This window comes from Kitasatospora sp. NPDC036755, from assembly GCF_040636595.1.
Taxonomy (GTDB): domain Bacteria; phylum Actinomycetota; class Actinomycetes; order Streptomycetales; family Streptomycetaceae; genus Kitasatospora.
This window is the reverse complement of the sequence record NZ_JBEZUT010000031.1, coordinates 24,779-41,847: the sequence shown is the minus strand read 5'-3', so window position 1 is coordinate 41,847 and position 17,069 is coordinate 24,779. Positions and strand designations below refer to the sequence as shown.

Annotated in this window: 13 protein-coding genes and 1 CRISPR repeat array; of the genes, 3 read left to right on the top strand and 10 right to left on the bottom strand. The window is 72.6% G+C overall.

What is annotated here, in order from left to right; translation table 11 throughout:
* From AB0E96_RS07510 to AB0E96_RS07480, 7 genes are all read right to left on the bottom strand, one after another.
* Positions 1–455 (bottom strand): type I-E CRISPR-associated protein Cas7/Cse4/CasC (locus AB0E96_RS07510; protein WP_359819783.1); only part of this gene is annotated, 455 nt, incomplete at its 3' end.
* A 60-nt stretch (positions 456–515) separates the two neighbouring features.
* The gene (casB, locus tag AB0E96_RS07505) at positions 516–1,133 is read right to left on the bottom strand and encodes a type I-E CRISPR-associated protein Cse2/CasB (RefSeq protein WP_359819780.1); all 618 of its coding nucleotides are present in this window, start codon (positions 1,131–1,133) and stop codon (positions 516–518) included.
* The gene (gene casA / locus AB0E96_RS07500) at positions 1,123–2,856 is read right to left on the bottom strand and encodes a type I-E CRISPR-associated protein Cse1/CasA (protein WP_359819778.1); all 1,734 of its coding nucleotides are present in this window, start codon (positions 2,854–2,856) and stop codon (positions 1,123–1,125) included. Before casA ends, casB begins: the two co-directional genes overlap by 11 nt.
* Before the next feature lie 224 nt (positions 2,857–3,080).
* Entirely contained in the window at positions 3,081–6,005 is a 2,925-nt protein-coding gene (locus AB0E96_RS07495; protein ID WP_359819775.1) for a CRISPR-associated endonuclease Cas3'', read from the bottom strand.
* A gap of 170 nt (positions 6,006–6,175) precedes the next feature.
* Positions 6,176–7,117: a CRISPR direct-repeat array (repeat unit 24 nt; unit sequence GTCGGCCCCGCGCTCGCGGGGGTT).
* 252 nt (positions 7,118–7,369) lie between these two features.
* Positions 7,370–7,633 carry an acyl carrier protein gene (locus AB0E96_RS07490; RefSeq protein WP_359819772.1) on the bottom strand — a complete coding sequence of 88 codons (264 nt, stop codon included), beginning with the start codon at positions 7,631–7,633 and terminating at the stop codon, positions 7,370–7,372.
* A gap of 17 nt (positions 7,634–7,650) precedes the next feature.
* Complete coding sequence (locus AB0E96_RS07485) at positions 7,651–8,877, bottom strand: ketosynthase chain-length factor (protein WP_359819785.1); 1,227 nt, start codon at positions 8,875–8,877, stop codon at positions 7,651–7,653.
* 26 nt (positions 8,878–8,903) lie between these two features.
* Entirely contained in the window at positions 8,904–10,196 is a 1,293-nt protein-coding gene (locus AB0E96_RS07480; RefSeq protein ID WP_359819769.1) for a beta-ketoacyl-[acyl-carrier-protein] synthase family protein, read from the bottom strand.
* Positions 10,197–10,949: 753 nt separating this feature from the next.
* Here AB0E96_RS07480 and AB0E96_RS07475 point away from each other — a divergent pair.
* On the top strand, positions 10,950–12,914 hold the full coding sequence (locus AB0E96_RS07475; protein ID WP_359819766.1) for a BTAD domain-containing putative transcriptional regulator: 1,965 nt from the start codon (positions 10,950–10,952) through the stop codon (positions 12,912–12,914).
* A gap of 179 nt (positions 12,915–13,093) precedes the next feature.
* Complete coding sequence (locus AB0E96_RS07470) at positions 13,094–13,465, top strand: antibiotic biosynthesis monooxygenase family protein (protein WP_359819764.1); 372 nt, start codon at positions 13,094–13,096, stop codon at positions 13,463–13,465.
* On the opposite strand, the gene AB0E96_RS07465 is transcribed toward AB0E96_RS07470, so the two are convergent.
* From AB0E96_RS07465 to AB0E96_RS07455, 3 genes are all read right to left on the bottom strand, one after another.
* Positions 13,449–14,558 (bottom strand): DegT/DnrJ/EryC1/StrS family aminotransferase, encoded by a 1,110-nt coding sequence (locus AB0E96_RS07465; RefSeq protein ID WP_359819761.1) that lies wholly within the window; start codon positions 14,556–14,558, stop codon positions 13,449–13,451. The two genes, AB0E96_RS07470 and AB0E96_RS07465, sit on opposite strands and share 17 nt — an antisense overlap.
* 178 nt (positions 14,559–14,736) lie before the next feature.
* Positions 14,737–15,447 carry a class I SAM-dependent methyltransferase gene (locus AB0E96_RS07460; protein WP_359819759.1) on the bottom strand — a complete coding sequence of 237 codons (711 nt, stop codon included), beginning with the start codon at positions 15,445–15,447 and terminating at the stop codon, positions 14,737–14,739.
* Between the two features lie 71 nt (positions 15,448–15,518).
* Positions 15,519–16,298, bottom strand: a complete 780-nt coding sequence (locus AB0E96_RS07455) for a cyclase family protein (RefSeq protein WP_359819757.1) — start codon at positions 16,296–16,298, stop codon at positions 15,519–15,521.
* Positions 16,299–16,553: 255 nt separating this feature from the next.
* Between AB0E96_RS07455 and AB0E96_RS07450 the strand changes: the two genes are divergently transcribed.
* The gene (locus tag AB0E96_RS07450) at positions 16,554–17,000 is read left to right on the top strand and encodes a nuclear transport factor 2 family protein (protein WP_359819755.1); all 447 of its coding nucleotides are present in this window, start codon (positions 16,554–16,556) and stop codon (positions 16,998–17,000) included.
* Positions 17,001–17,069 lie beyond the last annotated feature (69 nt).

Sequence of the window (17,069 nt, the reverse complement as noted above, 5' to 3'; positions counted from 1 at the left end):
GGCAGGGCCTTGACAGCCTCGTCGAGGCCCTTGGCGTCGAGGGCGGCGAGGTCGGCGCCGGTGTCGGCGACCAGGGCGACGATGCCGTCCAGCTGGCGGCGCCCGTAGAAGAGGAGGTAGGCGGTGTCGCCGTCCTTCTTCCCAGCAGAGATCCCGGTCGACTTGATCAGCGCGTCGGCGACCCGCTGCGCGTCCTCAACCGCGATGCCGCCGCGCTCGGCGATGCCCTTTGCCAGCTGGGCGGCGATTCGCTTGGTGCGGGTGGCGAGGTCCTGCCGGTCGCGGCTCTCGGCGAAGTGGACGCGGGTGGCGCGCTTCCAGGCCTGGGAGGAGACGCGGGAGCGGCGTTTGCCGCCGAAGTAGGCCTCCTTTGGGTTGCCGTTGTCATCCCGGTTGAGGTTCGCCGGCGGGACGGTCTGCAGGATGTGCACGTCGATGTAGAGACGGGCGGTCATGCGCTTCTCCTCGAAGGGTGGCGGTGGGCGTGCCGGGGTGGTGACTGTTCGCCGGTGCGGTCAGCTAGCGGCGGGGCCCTTGTCCTTTTCGTTGTCCTTCCAGGCCTGGTAGCCGATGGCCCACTTGAGGCGGACCTGCGGGCGCCGGTCGGTGTGGTGCCAGGCCTGGATGTCGGCCATCAGGTGGTTGTAGTCCAACGGCTGCCCGACGGTGCGAAGTTGGGTGACCAGGCCGCGCAGGTGGACCAGCAGTGCGGACACGCTGGTCGCTCCGGCGAGCTGGGCGACGCGGGTGTCGAGCGCGTCTTCGCTGAACTTGCCGCTGCGGCGCAGGGCCCGCAGCGCCTCGCCGAGCTTGACGCCGCGACGGTGCATCGGCGTGGACTGGCTCTGCTGGTGGAGTCCGTAGAGGGCGAGGGCCGCGTGTTCGGCCTTCTGCTCGTCGGAGACCTCGTCGCGCAGCGCGAGGACGTCGTTGACCTCGCAGCTGTAGAGCGGCCACATCTTGGGGCTGTCCATGACGGGGCGCCCGAGACCGGAGCGCATGGCGGCGAGGTCCTCACCCGGGGGGCGGCGCGGCTGCTGGGTGTGGGGGTTGACGCGCCAGGTGTGGTCGGGGGCGGTGACCTGATCCCAGTACCGGCGCCGCTTGGCGGTGAGGGTGTGTTCAGTCGTCAAGGTCCGCTCCACGGTCGGGTTCGAGGTCGGGTCCGGTCTCGGCCGCCCGGGCGGCGGCCGCTTCCCTGACGGCGGCCGCTTCCCTGACGGCGTCGGCGTAGCGGGGAAGGATCTCGTCGAGCCGGTGCCGGAAGTTGCCGCCCGCCGTGCCGAGTCGGTAGGTCTGCGGCTTGCCCAACGTGCCGGCCGGGCTGACGACGCGGCCCGCGAAGGTGGTGGCGGGGGCGGCCAGCAGGAGCTCGTTCGCCGCGTCCCGCGCGCGGCGGTGGGCGAGTTCCTCCCAGGCGAGCCTGCCCCGCTCCAGGATGTCGTCGTCGGTTCCGGCGTCGCGGACGCCGGCGAGCAGGCGGCGCACCAGGGGGTCGAGGGTGTGCAGGAGGAGATCGCCGGGGCGCTGGCCCTTGTCCCCCGGGATGGGGTCGGTGCCGGCGGCCCGGCGCAGGTCGGCGGAGAGGTTGTTGACGGCCTGGGCGAGCTGTTCCGCCTGCTCGGCCACGTCCAGGAGGAGCTGGTGAGCCTCGCTGTCCTGGTGGAGGGCGAGCAGGGGCAGCGGGATCGCGTCGTGGATGACGTCCTCGACGACGGAGGACTGGGTGCCGTAGACCATGCCGAAGGTCTCGACCTGAAGGGGGTAGTCGGCGGGGAGTTCGCCTTCCTCCTGCAGTGCGCTGACCTCGTCGAGCAGGATGCTCGTCTCGAAGGCGCCGTCCGGGCCCTGGCGGATCGGGGCGAGGAGGGCGTCCAGGCCGCGCCAGGCGGCCTTGCCCTGGGTGTGGCGGCGCGGCCTGCGCTCGGGCAGGACCGAGGCGGACTTCTTGGCGGGAGCCGTGAACGTCCAGGCCGTGTGCGGCTCCTGCTCGGACGTGGGCGTGAGCCGGTCGCCTGCGCTGATGACCACCCGGGTGACCTTCAGCCGGCCCGCGTCGTCCTGGTGCGGGATGAGCCGGATCCGCCGGGCCTGCCAGGTCCACAGGTCGAGGAGGCCCTCGGCCGCGCGGGACTCCCAGACCGGTCCGTGCGGCCCGCGCTTCCATTGCGGGACACCGAGAGCCTTGGGCGGGGTGAGCGGGAGGTTCAGCAGGAGGGTCTCGTACAGAGTGCGTCCGATGGGGACGATGACGCCGAGCTGGCCGAGCGGGCCCTTCGGGTTCCCGGTCGTCTTTCCCGCCTTGACCTGGTCGTCTCCGACGACACCGGTCTTGATCGCTGCGGTGTCCCAGCAGTGGGTGTGCACGAGCCAGTGGGCGGCCCGGGCCGGTGTCAGGTCGAGCGGATCCGCGTCCGTACGGCTGGCGAACAGCGGGACGTTGTTGCCACTCGCGGCGGTCGCCACGAGGGCGGCGGAGCCCTTCGTCTCGCCCTTGGCGGTGCGCAGTCCGGCCACCTGCCCGAACGGAGCCACGGGATCGAAGAGGTCGAACTTCGCGCGGTGCTCGTCGAGGTACCTCTGGAGACTGCCCAGCTCGTCCTTCGTGAACCCGCCCTCCCGCATGAGTCGTTCGCCCTTCTGCCGGAAGCTCCGGGGCGCACCGGTGGCATCGGCGACGACGGGCAGCAGGACCTGGCGCAAGACGGCCGGGAGCTGGGTGGAGAACTCCACGACGAGGCCCTCAAGCTCGTGGCACCGGGCCAGGACCTCGGCGATCCCCAGCTCCACGGGCGGCCCGCCGCCGACGGGCCGCACCGTCAGCCACGGTTCGTCGACAAGGTTGTACCCAGGCACGCGCTGTTCTCCCAACTAGCCATGTTTAGCCTGCCGTTCGTTCATCGTGGCACCGGTGGTGACCCGTTGTGGGGTAAATGCTTGAATTACCCCTCGGTCCCGCGGGCTTCGTCCGCGGGGATGGCCCCTGGCCGTGTTTGCGAGCCGGTGTCGGCTGCAAGTCGGCCCCGCGCTCGCGGGGTTGCGTTGGTGGGCTGGCAACTGCCCAGCCCACCGACTCGCCGTCATCCGTAACGGCGCCCTCCGCTCACCACGAGGCCAAGCCGGTCGTCGTAGCGCAGCCGGAAGTCTCCGAGGACCGCGGCACCGTCCTCGTCGAGTTCGAGGGCCAGGCTGAATCGCAGCCACGGGTGGTCGCGCCAGCCCGACAGGGGGCCGAGCACCTGCTCGGCCACCTCGGTCGGGCCGGCGGGCAAGCGCACCGTTCCGGAGAGCACGTCGTCCACCATCTCCGCCGCGACCTCGCCGTTCGGCCCGAGCTTGCGACCCGTCATCGTGTGAAGGTCGCGGTCGGTGCGGCGCACCAGGACCACTTCCGCACTGCGGTCCCCGTCGCGGACAAGTGCCTCGAACTGACCCTCCGCCAGCGTGCTGTGGGCTCCGTAGTGCAGGCCGGCCAAGGTCGGCTCCCCGTGCTCCCCGGCGCGGGTCAGCACGTACTGGGCGGCTTCCGCCCGGCGTTTGGCCTGCCGTTCCTCCCAGACCCGCAGGGCCTGCACCTCGGCCTCGGCCCACTCGGCCGGAACGACGGGATCGGTGCCGTAGACGCGGGCGACCAGGTCCGGGACCCGGCCGGGGATGCTCCAGACACATACGCCTGCGCCGCTCGTCGCCGTCCGCATGACCTCGGCGCCCGTGCGCAGCAGGAGATAGCGGCCGTAGATCTTCTCGGAGGCCTCCAGGATGCGTGGCGCGTCGTCGCCTCGGAGGCCGATGCCGGTGACGACGACGGTGGGCTGGGCCAGCAAACGGGGGCGCTTCACCCCGTCGTGGCGGTGGAGGCGGCCGATACGCTGGAGGAGGAGGTCGATCGGGGCGAGGTCGGTGATCAGCAGATCGGCGTCGACGTCGAAGGACTGCTCCGCGAGCTGGGTGGCGACCACGATCAGCCGGTCGGGGCGCTTGACCCCCTTGGCCGGCGGTCCGAGGAGTTCCAGCACCTCTTGAGTCCGGTCGGCTCGGTGTCCTGCGTGCAGGCGGCCGTGCAGAAGGCGGACATCGGCGCCGAACTCCTTCCGGAGGGCGCCGAACGTGGCCTGGGCGCGGGCGACGGTGTTGCGGATGACCAGGACGCACCCGCCGTCGGCCAGGCGTTCCCGCAGGTAGTCGGTTACCTGCGCACCCGCCGGTTCGACGCCACTCCGGTGGTCGCGGGGCCCGTGCGGCACCGGCGGTTCGTCAAGCACTTCAACGCGCACCGGGAGGTCGTCGCGCCACGGCTCCGTGCTCTCCACCAAGAAGCCCGGACGCCCGCCCTGCTCCGCCCACACGGCCGTCACGTTCGGGTACCCTTGCGGTTCCGGAAGCCCCGGGAGATCCGGATGGTCCGGATGGTCCGAGACCTCAGCCGACCGTGCACCGGCCAGGTAAGCGGCGGCCAGGCTGCGCCGCTGCTCGGGCGGCAGGGTCGCTGACAGCAGCACCACCGGCACCCCGGCCTGGCCGAGCCACCACAGGCCCTCCAACAGGAACTGCGACATGTAGACGTCGACCGCGTGGACCTCGTCGAGGACCACGACTTTGCCCACCAGACCAGCCATCCGGAGCATCACATGTTTGGTCCGGGTCGCGGCGTACAGGAGCTGGTCGATGGTGCCGACCGCGAACGGGCTCAGCAGGCCACGGCGACGGCCGAGGAACCACTCGGCGGGAGCCCTGCGCTCCCCGCCCTCGCAGCCGTCGAAGCAGTCGGTCCGCATGCCGAACTCGTCTTCCCCCACCGACGCGAAGGGGTCGTCGGCCTCCTGCCCCCACTCCCCCGCGCCCTCCAGCAGGGAGCGCCACTCCTTGTTGAACATCCGCTTGCCGTGCAGCAGCGCGACCTGGTCCTCCAAGCCGTCCTCGACCTTGCGCAGCCACGACCGGACCTGGGTGAGCATCGGGTCCGCGGTCGCCTGGGTCGGCATGCCCAGGAACACCCCGTCCGCACCGTGACGCGCGGCCAGCAGCTCGGCCGCCGCCAACGCGGCCTTCGTCTTCCCCTCCCCCATCGGCGCCTCGACGATCACCAGGCCAGGCCCGCCCATCCGGCGCACCACATCGGGGACCAACTCCTGGGAGGACCTGGGCCCATGGCCGAAGCGGTCCCGAAACGACTCGGGGCCGGGCACCGCCAACGCCCCCCACCCACCACGCAGTTCGAGCCTCGACCACGCCGCGGCGGCCCGCTGCCGCGCCTGGGGCAGCGTGACCGTTGTCAGATCGGACACGCCCTCGAAGTGCCGCTCATCGCTGGCGATCCAGTCTGCCATCACCACAAACCCGGACAACTGGAGCTGCACCGCACGACTCGGCACCAACGCGGGCTCCACAGCGGCAAGCGGCGCCTCACTCTCGTAGCCGAGCTCCCGGGAGAAGACCTCCACAAGCGCCGACTGCGCCATCTTCCAAGGTCGGCTGGATCCCTGAAGCTTTTCGTTCTTCTTCGGTGGGCTCAACTGTCCCACTGTCGGGATCAGCCCGTGGTGGCCGGCGACCAGCGGCCACACCCAGCCGATCTGGTCGCCCGCCCACTTCGCTTCGGCGAGCAGCGCCCTCAGCACGCGGGCGCCGGCCTTGTCATGCCTCCAAGAGGCGCCCTTCACCGCGTACTTGTCCCAGGTGAGGCCCGATTGACGGACTGCGGCTTCGCCGGCAGCGTCGAGCTGCTGGAACACCGGGGTGGCCTTGCCGCAGTCGTGGATCCCGCACAGCCAGGCGAACAGACGTCGGCCCATTCCCGGGCCACCCGCGATGGCGTCCAGACGCCATCGCGTCACCGGCGGCAGGTAGCGGTCCCAGATCATCTCCGCCACGGCGGCAGTGTCCAGCATGTGCGACAGCAGAAGGTTGACCGTCCCCCCGGCCCGCCCCGCGGACTTACCCCACAGCGCGCCCAACCAGCCCCTGACCTCGGGTGGATACCACCGCCAGCGGTCCTCGACCATCATCCCGACCTCCACGCGCGAGTACGCTTCGGGAGCGTAGGCCACGACGCTGACAACGAGCTTGCAGGCAAGCGGATATGACGACTGGACATATATAGTGATCGGCAAACTGCTGGCCGATCGAACTGAATCAGCCGGCTTCCTCTGACGCCAATCACCGCAGGTCAGGAAGTGTCGGCCCCGCGCTCGCGGGGGTTGCTCCCGGCAGCGAAATACCGGAGTTATCCACAGGTTGTCGGCCCCGCGCTCGCGGGGGTTGCTCTGCCATCCACGGGTACACCGATGGCTGCCCGCAGTCGGCCCCGCGCTCGCGGGGGTTGCTCCGGAGCCCACCACACCGGCCCCTGCCCCGCCATGTCGGCCCCGCGCTCGCGGGGGTTGCTCCGTCCTGGGCCAGGACCTGAGCGGCCACTCCCCGTCGGCCCCGCGCTCGCGGGGGTTGCTCAGTGACAGCCCGCCCGCACCGCACTGGTCTGGTGTCGGCCCCGCGCTCGCGGGGGTTGCTCTGCACGACGGGGATGTAGAGCACCGTGGATTTCGTCGGCCCCGCGCTCGCGGGGGTTGCTCCCGCGCACGCCTGGCGCGGTGGGCGGGCACGCAGTCGGCCCCGCGCTCGCGGGGGTTGCTCCGCCTCGTAGACCGGTTCGTCCTGCTGTCCGCGGTCGGCCCCGCGCTCGCGGGGGTTGCTCCCGGGCCGCGAGCCGGTTGACCAGCCACAGGCCGTCGGCCCCGCGCTCGCGGGGGTTGCTCCATCGTGGTGCACCGCACCGGCCACGATGCCGAGTCGGCCCCGCGCTCGCGGGGGTTACTCCGAGTAGGAGGAGCGCCGATGTCCGACTCCGCCGTCGGCCCCGCGCTCGCGGGGGGTTACTCCCAGGCGAACAGCTCCTTGATCACCTCGCAGGTGTCGGCCCCGCGCTCGCGGGGGTTACTCCAGGTTCGGCAATTTCGGGTAGCGCAGGAAGTTGTCGGCCCCGCGCTCGCGGGAGTTACTCCTTCTCGCCCTGGCGGGCCGCGGCGCGCGCCTTGTCGGCCCCGCGCTCGCGGGGGTTACTCCAGCGCCGCGGTGCGGACCACGTCGTCCTCGCCGTCGGCCCCGCGCTCGCGGGGGTTGCCTCGGTTGGATGATTCGGCAGATCCGGGCTTGATCGTGGCCAACTCCTCGATGACTACAGTGCCCGACGCTCGACCAACTTATTGCCTATCTTCGGCTTGTTGGGGAGAGCTGTAGCCGAGGACGTGGTCGACGGCATCGGAGGCAGCCAATCCGGTGGCCCGGAGGGCGGCCACTCCGGAGTGTCAGAGTGGGGTGGTGCCGCCGCCGATGGCCATCGGGGGGATGCGGCCGTCGGGTGTGGCGAGGGCCGTCAGGCGGAGGGGGACCGCGCCAGGAGGCGGTTGACGAGCGTGGTGAGCTCGGTGGGGGTCCTGACGGCGGCGAACTCGTCCTCCTCGATGTCTATGCCGAACTCGCGCTTCAGCCTGCTGAGCGTCTCCAGCAGGGCCAGCGAGTCGTAGCCCAGGACGGCGAAGTCGAGCTCCTCGGGCTGGTCGGCGGGCTCCAGGGGGTCACCCTCGCCGGCGCACTCGCGCAGGATCGCCAGGAGCCGGTCGGTGGTCAGGTGGGTCATGGTGGTCTCTTCTCCGGTCACGGTTGGGTGGGGTCGGACGGGGGCCCGCCGGGTCCGGTCACGACCAGGGCCGAGTTGAACCCGCCGTGTCCGCGGGCGAGGATCAGCGCCGTACGCAGCGGGCCCCGGCGCGGGCTCGTCACCAGGTCGAGGGTGTGGTCGGGCAGCGGCCGGGCGACGTTGACGGTCGGGGGGATGACGCCGTCGCGCAGGGCCAGTAGCGCCGTGGCCACGTCGAGCGCGGAGCCACCCGAACTCAGCCGCCCGGTCATGGTCTTGGGGGCGGTGACCGGTACGCCGTACGGGCCGAAGAGGCCGCGCAGGGCTTCGGCCTCGACCGCGTCCTCCGCCCGGGTGCCGGCCGCGTCGGCGAAGACCACGCTGATGTCACCGGGCCGCAGCCCGGCGTCGTCGAGGGCCGCTCGGGCGGCGCGCAGCAGGTTCGCGGGCCGGCCGGAGTCCGGCGGCGGGTCGAAGGTGGCCGCGTAGCCGGTGATCCGGCCGTACCAGCGGCCGTCGTCCAGGGCTCCCCGCGTACGGGCCGCGTCCTCGCGCTCCAGGACGAGCAACGCGCCGCCCTCGCCCGGCACGTAGCCGTCGGCCTCGGGGTCGAAGGGGCGGTAGGCCCGGGTGGGGTCGGTCCGCCGGCTCATCCGGGCGGTGCTGAGCTGGGCCACCCAGCCCCAGGGGCAGGGGGATCCGTCCACCGCGCCGGCGAGGACCATCCGCTGGCCGCGGCGCAGGTCGCGGCGGGCCTGCCCCAGGGCGTCGAGGCCGCCGGCCTGTTCGGTGACCAGCGCGCCGGCGGGGCCGCGCAGCCCGTGCCGGATGGAGATCTGTCCGGTGTTGACGGCGTAGAACCAGGCGAAGGACTGGTAGGCGCTGACGTATTCGGGGCCGCGCCCCCACAGGTTCTCCAGCTCCCGGTGGCCGAACTCGAAGCCGCCCGCGGAGGCGGCGGTGACGACTCCGGCCCCGTATTCGGGCAGGGCGGCCGGATCGACCCCGGCGTCGGCGAACGCCCAGTCGGAGGCGACCAGCGCCATCCTGGTCATGTGGTCGGTCTGCGGCAGGAGCCGGCCGGGCAGGTGCTCCTCCGCGACGAACCGGGGGATCTCGCCGGCGAGCCGGCTGGGGTAGCGGTCGGCGTCGAAGCGGGTGACGGGGCCGATCGCCGAGACGCCGTCCAGGGTGTTCGTCCAGTGCTCGTCACGGCCCAGGCCCGTCGGGGCCAGCACGCCCATCCCGGTGACGACCGGGTCGGCCCCGCTCACGCGGCGGCCCGTCCCCGGCTGCCGGGCTCGGTCAACACCATGGCGCTCTGGAAGCCACCGAAGCCGCTGCCGACCGTGAGGACGTCGGACACGGCCACCGAACGGGCCTCCAGCGGCACGTAGTCGAGGTCGCACTCCGGGTCGGGCTCGCGCAGGTTGGCTGTGGGCGGCACCACGTCGTGCCGGATGGCGAGGGCGCAGGCGGCGATCTCCAGGGAGCCGATGGCGCCCAGCGAGTGGCCGATCATGGACTTGATGCTGCTGACCGGGGTGCGGCGGGCGTGCTCGCCGAGGCTGAGTTTGAAGGCCGCGGTCTCGTGCCGGTCGTTCTGGCGAGTGCCCGAGCCGTGGGCGTTGACGTAGTCGATCTCCGACGGGTCGGTCCGGGCCTCCGCCAGTGCCGCCCGGATCGCCTCCGCCATCTCCCGTCCGTCGGGGCGCAGTCCGGTCATGTGGAAGGCGTTGGAGCGGGCCGCGTACCCGCCGATCTCGGCGTAGACTTCGGCGCCCCGGCGGCGGGCGTGCTCCCGCTCCTCCAGGACGAAGACCGCGGCGCCCTCGCCGAGGACGAAGCCGCGCCGGGTGCGGTCGAAGGGCCGGGACGCCTCGGCCGGCCGGTCGTTGTAGGGGCTGGTCGCCTTGATGGCGTCGAAACAGGCCACGGTGATGGGCGAGATGGGGGCCTCGGTCGCGCCGGCCACCATCACGTCGGCGGTGCCGTCCACGATGAGGTCGGCGGCCCGGCCGACCGCGTCCAGGCCGGAGGTGCAGCCGGTCGACACCAGGGAGACGGGGCCCTCCGCCGCGATGCGGTCGTGCGCGACCTCCGTGGCGATCGAACTGGGGACGAAGTAGTCGAACAGGTGTGGCACCGCATAGGTGTGGTCGACCAGCCACCGGCTCCCGCTGTCGCTGACGACGGCGTATTCGTTCTCCAGACCGGTGGTGCAGCCGACGGCACTGCCGATGACGACGCCGACCCGGGAACGGTCCAGGGCGTCGGGGTCGATGCCGCTGTCCTGGATTCCTTCGCGGGCGGCGACGACGGCGAATTGCGCGGCCCGGTCCATCCTCCGGATCTGCCGGGGTGTGAGCCCTTCCGCCGCAGGGTCGAAATCGCATTCCGCCGCCATTCGGGACCGGAATGGCGAGGGGTCGAACGCGGTGATGGTGCGGGTGGCGGTCCGGCCGGATGTCAGCAGCTCCCAGAACGGCTTCACACCGATCGCACCGGGCGCCACGATCCCGATTCCGGTGATGACCGCGCGTCGATTCTCCGGCGCTCTCATTCCGTCCCCCCCTTTACCTTCGTGTGTTCATCCGAATTCCCTGCCCCGGTCCCGACACCGCGGATCTCCGGGCCGGCACCGGCGGTAATGCCCACGGAGGGATCGTGCGCGGATCGGCTCGCATTCGGCTCAATGGCCCGTGGAGGGTCGCCAGGGGGCTGGGCGGCGGCTCCGGAAGCGGGTCCGACGTCCGCTCCGGCCGTCCGGTGGGACGCTCCCCCATTCGAGTCCCGCTGGAGGACTACTCGAACAGGCGGGCATGCAGGGCCTGTTGGGCGGAGACTGCGCCTGGGCGGCAGTGCGGTCCGGGGCCGGGAGAGCGGTGCCCCCGCCGGTCGTGGCGGGTGGCGGACGCGGTAGTGGTGGCGGGAAAGGATCGCTCGGCGCCCGAACCGTCGACCCCGGTCGAAGGACGGAACCCGCGAGCTGACGAGCACCGTGCGGCGACCACGGCCGCGCGCCCACCGGGATCGAATATCCGCCACTTCCCAATCGGTCGGACTTTACGGGAACTTTTCCTTCGGCGGGCAATGCAAAACCAGACAAACAAGACATCTCGTTCTTTTGGCAGTGATTCAGACCGCCACCTCCGGGCCCGCTGCCGGTCATTGACCAGGTGTATTTAAGGACTTACGGTGAAGTCGTGACGATCACCTGATGACGAGATGCGTGCTCGATCTCATCCGGAGCGACCCCACCACTCCGCTACGAGCACGACAAGATGTCAGGCCCCACCTGAACGGGAGGAACATCTTGGAGTTCCGGCTTTTGGGCCCCGTCGAGATCCTGTGGCGGGGGCGCAACATCATGCCGACCGCGCCCAAGCCGCGTCAGGTCATATCCCTGCTGATACTGCGGCACGACACCGTCGTGCAGGCACCCGAACTGATCGACGAGCTGTGGCCCGAACTCCCGCCCCCGAGCGCGGTCACCACCCTCCAGACGTACATCTACAAGTTCCGCAAGCTCCTGCTGAAGCAGGGCCTGGGGAACCTCCTGCAGACCCAGCCGGGCGGCTACGTCCTCAGCATCCCGGAGGACACCCTCGACGTCAGCCTCTTCGAGCGGGAGGCCGAACGGGGCCAGGAACTCCTCCTGCGGAACGAGTCCGCGGCGGCGCTGGAGAGCTTCGAGCGGGCCCTGGCCCTGTGGCGGGGCCCCGCCCTCGCCGACGTCGAGACCGGCGGACGGCTCTTCTCCTACGTGACCCGGCTGGAGGAACTGCGCTTCCGCATCCTCGAACTGCGGATCGAGGCCGACCTGGAAGCCGGCCGGCACCGCGAACTCATCAGCGAGCTCAAGGCGCTGGTCCTGGCCCACCCGCTGCACGAACACCTGCACGGGCTGCTGATGGTGGCCCTGCACCGATCCGGCCGCCGGCACGAGGCACTGGAGGTGTACCGGATCCTGCGCCAGAAGATGATCGACGAGCTGGGGCTCGAACCGGGCGGCGACCTCGCCCGGCTCCAGTACACCCTGCTCTCCGACCCGCCCGCCGAACCCCCGGGGCCGCGCGGCCCGCAGCCCGCACCGGTGGCGCCCGCCCTCGCCCCGGCCGGCGAGCGCACGCCCGCGCCCGCGCCCGCGCCCGCCCACTCCCCCACCCTCCTGCCGCCCGCCGCGGTCTTCCCGGCGCCGCCCCTCTCGCCGCCGGATTCCATCGGGACACCCGCCCAACTGCCCGCCGGACTGGCCGGGTTCGTCGGCCGGCAGGCCGTCCTCAAGGAGCTGGAGGCGGCGCTGCGCGAGCCGGACGACCCCGAGGCCCACGGCACCGCGGCCCGCATCGGCGTGATCAGCGGACCGCCCGCGATCGGCAAGAGCGCGGTGGCCGTGCACCTCGCCCACCTGCTCCGCACCCGCTTCACCGACGGACAGCTGTACGCGGACCTGCGCGGCTCCTCCACCGAGCCGCGCGACCCCGCCGAGGTGCTGCGCGGCTTCCTGCGGGCCCTCGAAGTCCCGGCCTCACGCATCCCGGAGAGCCTGGAGGAGTGCGGGGCGCTGTTCCGCTCCCGCACCTCCGGGCGGCGCATCCTGGTGCTGCTGGACGACGTCGAGTCCTCGGCCCGGATCCGGCACTTGCTGCCCGCCGACCCGCGCTGCGCGCTGCTGGTCACCAGCCGCCGCCGGATGGCCGCCCTGGTGGAGGCCGAGCACGTCGAACTGCACGCGCCGCCCCGGGAGGAGGCCCTGGAGATCCTGGCGGCCCTGGCCGGCCGCCACCGCGTCGAGCGGCAGCCGGAGGCCGCGCTGCGGATCGTCGAGCTGTTGGGCCGTCACCCGCTCGCCCTGCGCTGCGTGGGCGGGCGGCTCGCGGCGGGCCCGGGCCTCTCGCTCGCGGTGCTCGCCGACCGGCTCGGGGCCACTCCCCGCATCCTGGACGTGGCCCGGCTGGGCGAGCTGGACGTGCGCTCCCGGTTCGAGGCGAGCTACCACGGACTGACCGGCGCGGAGCAGGAGGTCTTCCGGCTGCTCAGCGAGGTGGACGAGTCGCCGTTCACCGCGAGCCGGGCCGCCGAGCTGCTGTGCCGCCCGGCCCAGGACCTGGAGACCATCCTGGAGGAGCTGGCGGACCACCACCTGCTGGCCACCGACCGGCGCGGGGACGGGATCGGCCGCTACGTCTTCGACCGGCTGGCCCGCGCCTACGCGCGGGAGCGGCGGGAGGACGCGCTGGCCGCCCGGCCGCTGGTCCAGCAGGCGGCGGTGCGCTGAGGCGGGCCCGGCAGGTCCCGCCGGGCCCGCGACGGCGGTCAGCGGCTGTCGAGGCATCCTCCACAGCCGGCCGTCAGGCTCGGCGGCACGCGTCCGCGGCTGCCGCGCGCAGGCGCCCGGGCGAGGTGCCGGACACCCCGCCCGCCGATCCGCCCACACGAGACGAGGACGATCCCGCCATGCCGAACGAAGAGCACGTGTCCCCCGAAGCACCCGGCGGCGCCGAGGTGACGTTCGTCAACCGGTTCACCGTGCTCGGGCCGGCCGAGGAGTTCGAGGAGGTCTTCGACCGCACCTCCGCCTTCATGGCCCGGCAGCCGGGATTCGTCCGGCACACCCTGCTGCGGGAGGTGGACGACCCGGCCCGCTACGTGAACCTCGCCGTGTGGCGGGACCGGGACTCCTTCCGGCGCGCGGTGGGGCACCCGGACTTCGTCCCGCACGCCACCGCGCTGCGGTCGCTGAGCCTGAGCGAGAACGGACTCTACGCGGCCCGGCTCTCCCGGCCGGCGGCGGACGGGACGGACCGGCCGGTCAGGACAGGTTCTTGAGCACCTCGCGCAGGGCCTCGATCACCCGGTCCTGGGCGTCCGCGGTCAGCGAGGGGTACATCGGCAACGAGAAGATCTGACCGGCCAGCCGCTCGGTCACGGGGAGCGAGCCCTCCCCGTGACCGAGGTGGGCGAAGCCGGTCATGGTGTGCACCGGCCACGGATAGCTGATGTTGAGTTCGATGCCCCGGGGCCGCAGCGCCTCGATGATCTCGTCCCGGCGCGGGTGGCGCACCACGTGGACGTAGTACACGTGCTCGTTGCCGGGGGCCGTCTCCGGGAGGACCAGGTCGGTGTCGGCGAGCCCCACGGCGTAGCGCCGGGCGATGTCCTGCCGAGCCACCACGTAACTGTCCAGGCGGCGGAGTTTGCGCCGCAGGATCTCGGCCTGGACCTCGTCCAGCCGGCTGTTGTGGCCGGGCAGCGCGGTCACGTAGTACCGCTCCTCCATGCCGTAGTAGCGCAGCCGGCGCAGCGCGCCGTCGACCTCGGCGTCGGAGGTGAGGACGGCGCCGCCGTCGCCGTACGCGCCCAGGACCTTCGTCGGGTAGAAGGAGAAGGCGGCGGCCCGGCCCATCGTCCCGGCCGGGCGGCCGTGGTGACGGGCGCCGTGGGCCTGGGCGCAGTCCTCCAGCACGGCCAGGCCGTGCCGCTCGGCGAGTTCCTCCAACGGCGCCATGTCCACGCACTGGCCGTACAGGTGGACCGGCAGCAGGCAGCGGGTCCGCGGGGTGATGGCGGCCTCCACCTGGGAGACGTCCATCAGGTAGTCCTCGCCCACGTCGACGAAGACCGGGGTCGCCCCGGTGCCGACGATGGCGACCACGGTCGGGGCGGCCGTGTTCGAGACGGTGATCACCTCGTCCCCGGGCCCCACCCCGAGGGCCTCCAGACCGAGCTTGACGGCGTTGGTGCCGTTGTCCACCCCGACGCAGTGCGGGACGCCGTGCCAGGCGGCGAACTCCTCCTCGAACGACCGGACGCTGTCGGCGAGGACCAGCCGGCCCGAGCCGAAGACGGTGTCCACCGCGTCGAGGATGTCCTCCCGTTCCGCGGCGTACTCGTCCAGATATCCCCATACGCGAATGGTCACAAGAACTCTCTTCTCTTTCGTCTTCGACAGGCTCCGACAAGCTCCGGCGGGCTCGGACCGGGCTCGGACCGGGCTCGGGCCGGGCTCGGACCGGGCTCGGACCGGGCGCCGGCGGGCTCCGATCCCAGCCGACGGCACTCGCATCCGTCTCGCACCCGGTTCGACACCGGTGCCGGTGTCAGTCGCGGCGGGCGACGAACAGCCCGCGCGCCGTCCAGTCCGGCCGGAGGTACTCCGCCGGGCAGCCGGCGTCCGTGAACGCGGCCAGGTACTCCTCCTGCGTGAACAGGGTGAGCAGGTCGATCTCGGTGAACTCCCGGATGCCGTCGGCCTCGCCGACCACGAACCGGACCTCCATGCGGGTGGTGCGGCCGTGTCGGGTGGAGTGCGAGATCCGGGCGACGGTGCGCCGCTCGTCACTGGCGAGGTCACCGGCCACGTACCCGTCGAGGAACCGTTCCGGGAACCACCAGGGTTCGACCACCAGCACCCCGCCGGGCCGCAGATGGCGGGCCATCGCGGCGACCGCCGCCCGCAGGCCGGCCAGGTCCGGCAGGTAGCCGATGGCGGTGAAGAGGCAGACCACCGCGTCGAACCGGCGCCCGAGGTCGAACGCGCGCATGTCGCCCCGGTGCAGCGGCACCCCGGGGAGCCGGCGGGTGGCGCGCTCCAGCATCGCCGGGGCGAGTTCCAGGCCCTCGGTGTGGCCGAAGCGCCCGGCGAAGGTCTCCAGGTGGGCGCCGGTGCCGCAGGCGACGTCCAGCAGGGAGTCCGCCCCGGGCAGCCGTTCCCGGATCAGGCGGGTGATCGCGGCGGCCTCCGCGGCCCAGTCCTTGCCGCGCGAGCGGTAGACCAGTTCGTAGACCTCCGCCAGGTCCTGACCGTACATCGGACTCCTTCGGTGCGGGTGCGGGTACACGTGCGGGCAGGCGTGCGGGCCCGGTCACGGGCGGCGGACGCTCATTCGTCGACGATCGCCACCGCGCGGGCCCAGCCGGCCCCGGCCCCGGCCACCTTGACGGGGAAGCAGGAGACGCGGAAGCCGTCCGGGCCGGGCAGCGCCTCCAGGTTGGCGAGCCGCTCGATCTGGCAGTACTCGCGGTCCCGGCCGATCACGTGCGCGGGCCACAGCACCGAGCGGTCCCCGGTGGCCCGGTAGCGGGCGATGATGTCGCCGAACGGCGCGTCCAGGCTGAACGCGTCCGTGCCGATGACCCGGACGCCGAGGTCCAGCAGCAGGTGGACGGCCGGCCCGTCGAGGCCCGCGAACTCGGTGAAGTACTTCGGGGTGCCCTGGTGGCGCTGGGCCCCGGTGTGCAGCAGGACGATGTCCAGCGGGGCGGGGCGGCGGCCGATCCGCGCGAACTCCCGCTCCAGGCGGTCCGCGCCGATGACGCCGGTGGGCGCGTCGGTGAGGTCGAGGACCAGACCGGGCCGCAGGAACCAGTCCAGCGGCATCCGGTCGATGTGCCGCGGCACGCCGTCGCCGTAGCCGGCCCGCGATCCGTAGTGGGAGGGCGCGTCCACGTGGGTGCCGGTGTGGGTGGTGAGGGTGAGGCGGTCCAGGGAGAGGAACTCACCGTCGGGCAGTTCGTCGGGGCCGACCTCGATGCCGAAGTGGGTGCGCATCTCCTCGCTCATGTGCACGGCGCCCTCGCGGGGAGTGAGGACCTCGTGCTCCACGGGATCGGGTTCCCAGAGCGTGGCGTCCACCGGCGAGGACAGGTCGATGAGCCGCACAGGGCACCTCCGTGGGGTCGGGGCGGCAACCTCGGGGCCGCAACCTCTGGGCCGCAACCTCTGGGCCGCAACCTCGGGCCGGGCCCCGGGTCGGAGCCGGCCGCGGCGTCGGGCTCCGGATCCTCCCGGCCGGCTCCGGAACAACGGTGGAGCCGGGCTGGAGCCGGAGGCGGGCCCGGGCACCAGCCCGGCTCCAAGCGCGGGCGCGAACATCCGGGCAGCGTCCCGCGATCCCGCGGGCGAGGAGGGAGAACCATGACGGACACCGTCAGCCCGGCGCAGGAGGCGTACCCGGCGCTCTGCGCCGACCTGGGGCACTTCTACGCCCGGCAGATGCAGCTGCTGGACTCCGGCGAGGCCGAGGCGTGGGCCGCCACCTTCACCGCGGACGGCCTGTTCGCGCCGCCGTCGCTGCCCGAGCCGGTCCGCGGCCGCGCCGCCCTGGCCGCCGGGGTGCGCACCGCGCACGCAGCCCTGGTGGCCGGGGGCGAGGTCCGCCGGCACGTGCTGTCCACGGCGGCGGTGGAGCGCGCGGCACCGGACGGCTCGGTGCGGGTGCGCTCGTACGTGCAGGTGGTGGCGACCCGCCAGGGCGAGGACCCCCGGCTGCTGCTGATGTGCGTGTGCGAGGACCTGCTGGTCGTCGAGGACGGCCAGTGGCGGGTGCGCGAACGGTACGTGACCCGCGACGACCGGCCCTGAGCACGGCGCGAGGCCCGGCGGAACGTCCTGGTGACGTTCCGCCGGGCCTCGCTCGTCCGGCCGTCGGCG

Coding starts and splice junctions, on each gene's coding strand:
- AB0E96_RS07490 (WP_359819772.1), bottom strand. CDS start 7,633: ATGACCCACCTGACCACCGACCGGCTCCTGGCGATCCTGCGCGAGTGC.
- AB0E96_RS07485 (WP_359819785.1), bottom strand. CDS start 8,877: ATGGGCGTGCTGGCCCCGACGGGCCTGGGCCGTGACGAGCACTGGACG.
- AB0E96_RS07460 (WP_359819759.1), bottom strand. CDS start 15,447: ATGTACGGTCAGGACCTGGCGGAGGTCTACGAACTGGTCTACCGCTCG.
- AB0E96_RS07450 (WP_359819755.1), top strand. CDS start 16,554: ATGACGGACACCGTCAGCCCGGCGCAGGAGGCGTACCCGGCGCTCTGC.
- AB0E96_RS07495 (WP_359819775.1), bottom strand. CDS start 6,005: ATGATGGTCGAGGACCGCTGGCGGTGGTATCCACCCGAGGTCAGGGGC.
- AB0E96_RS07470 (WP_359819764.1), top strand. CDS start 13,094: ATGCCGAACGAAGAGCACGTGTCCCCCGAAGCACCCGGCGGCGCCGAG.
- AB0E96_RS07480 (WP_359819769.1), bottom strand. CDS start 10,196: ATGAGAGCGCCGGAGAATCGACGCGCGGTCATCACCGGAATCGGGATC.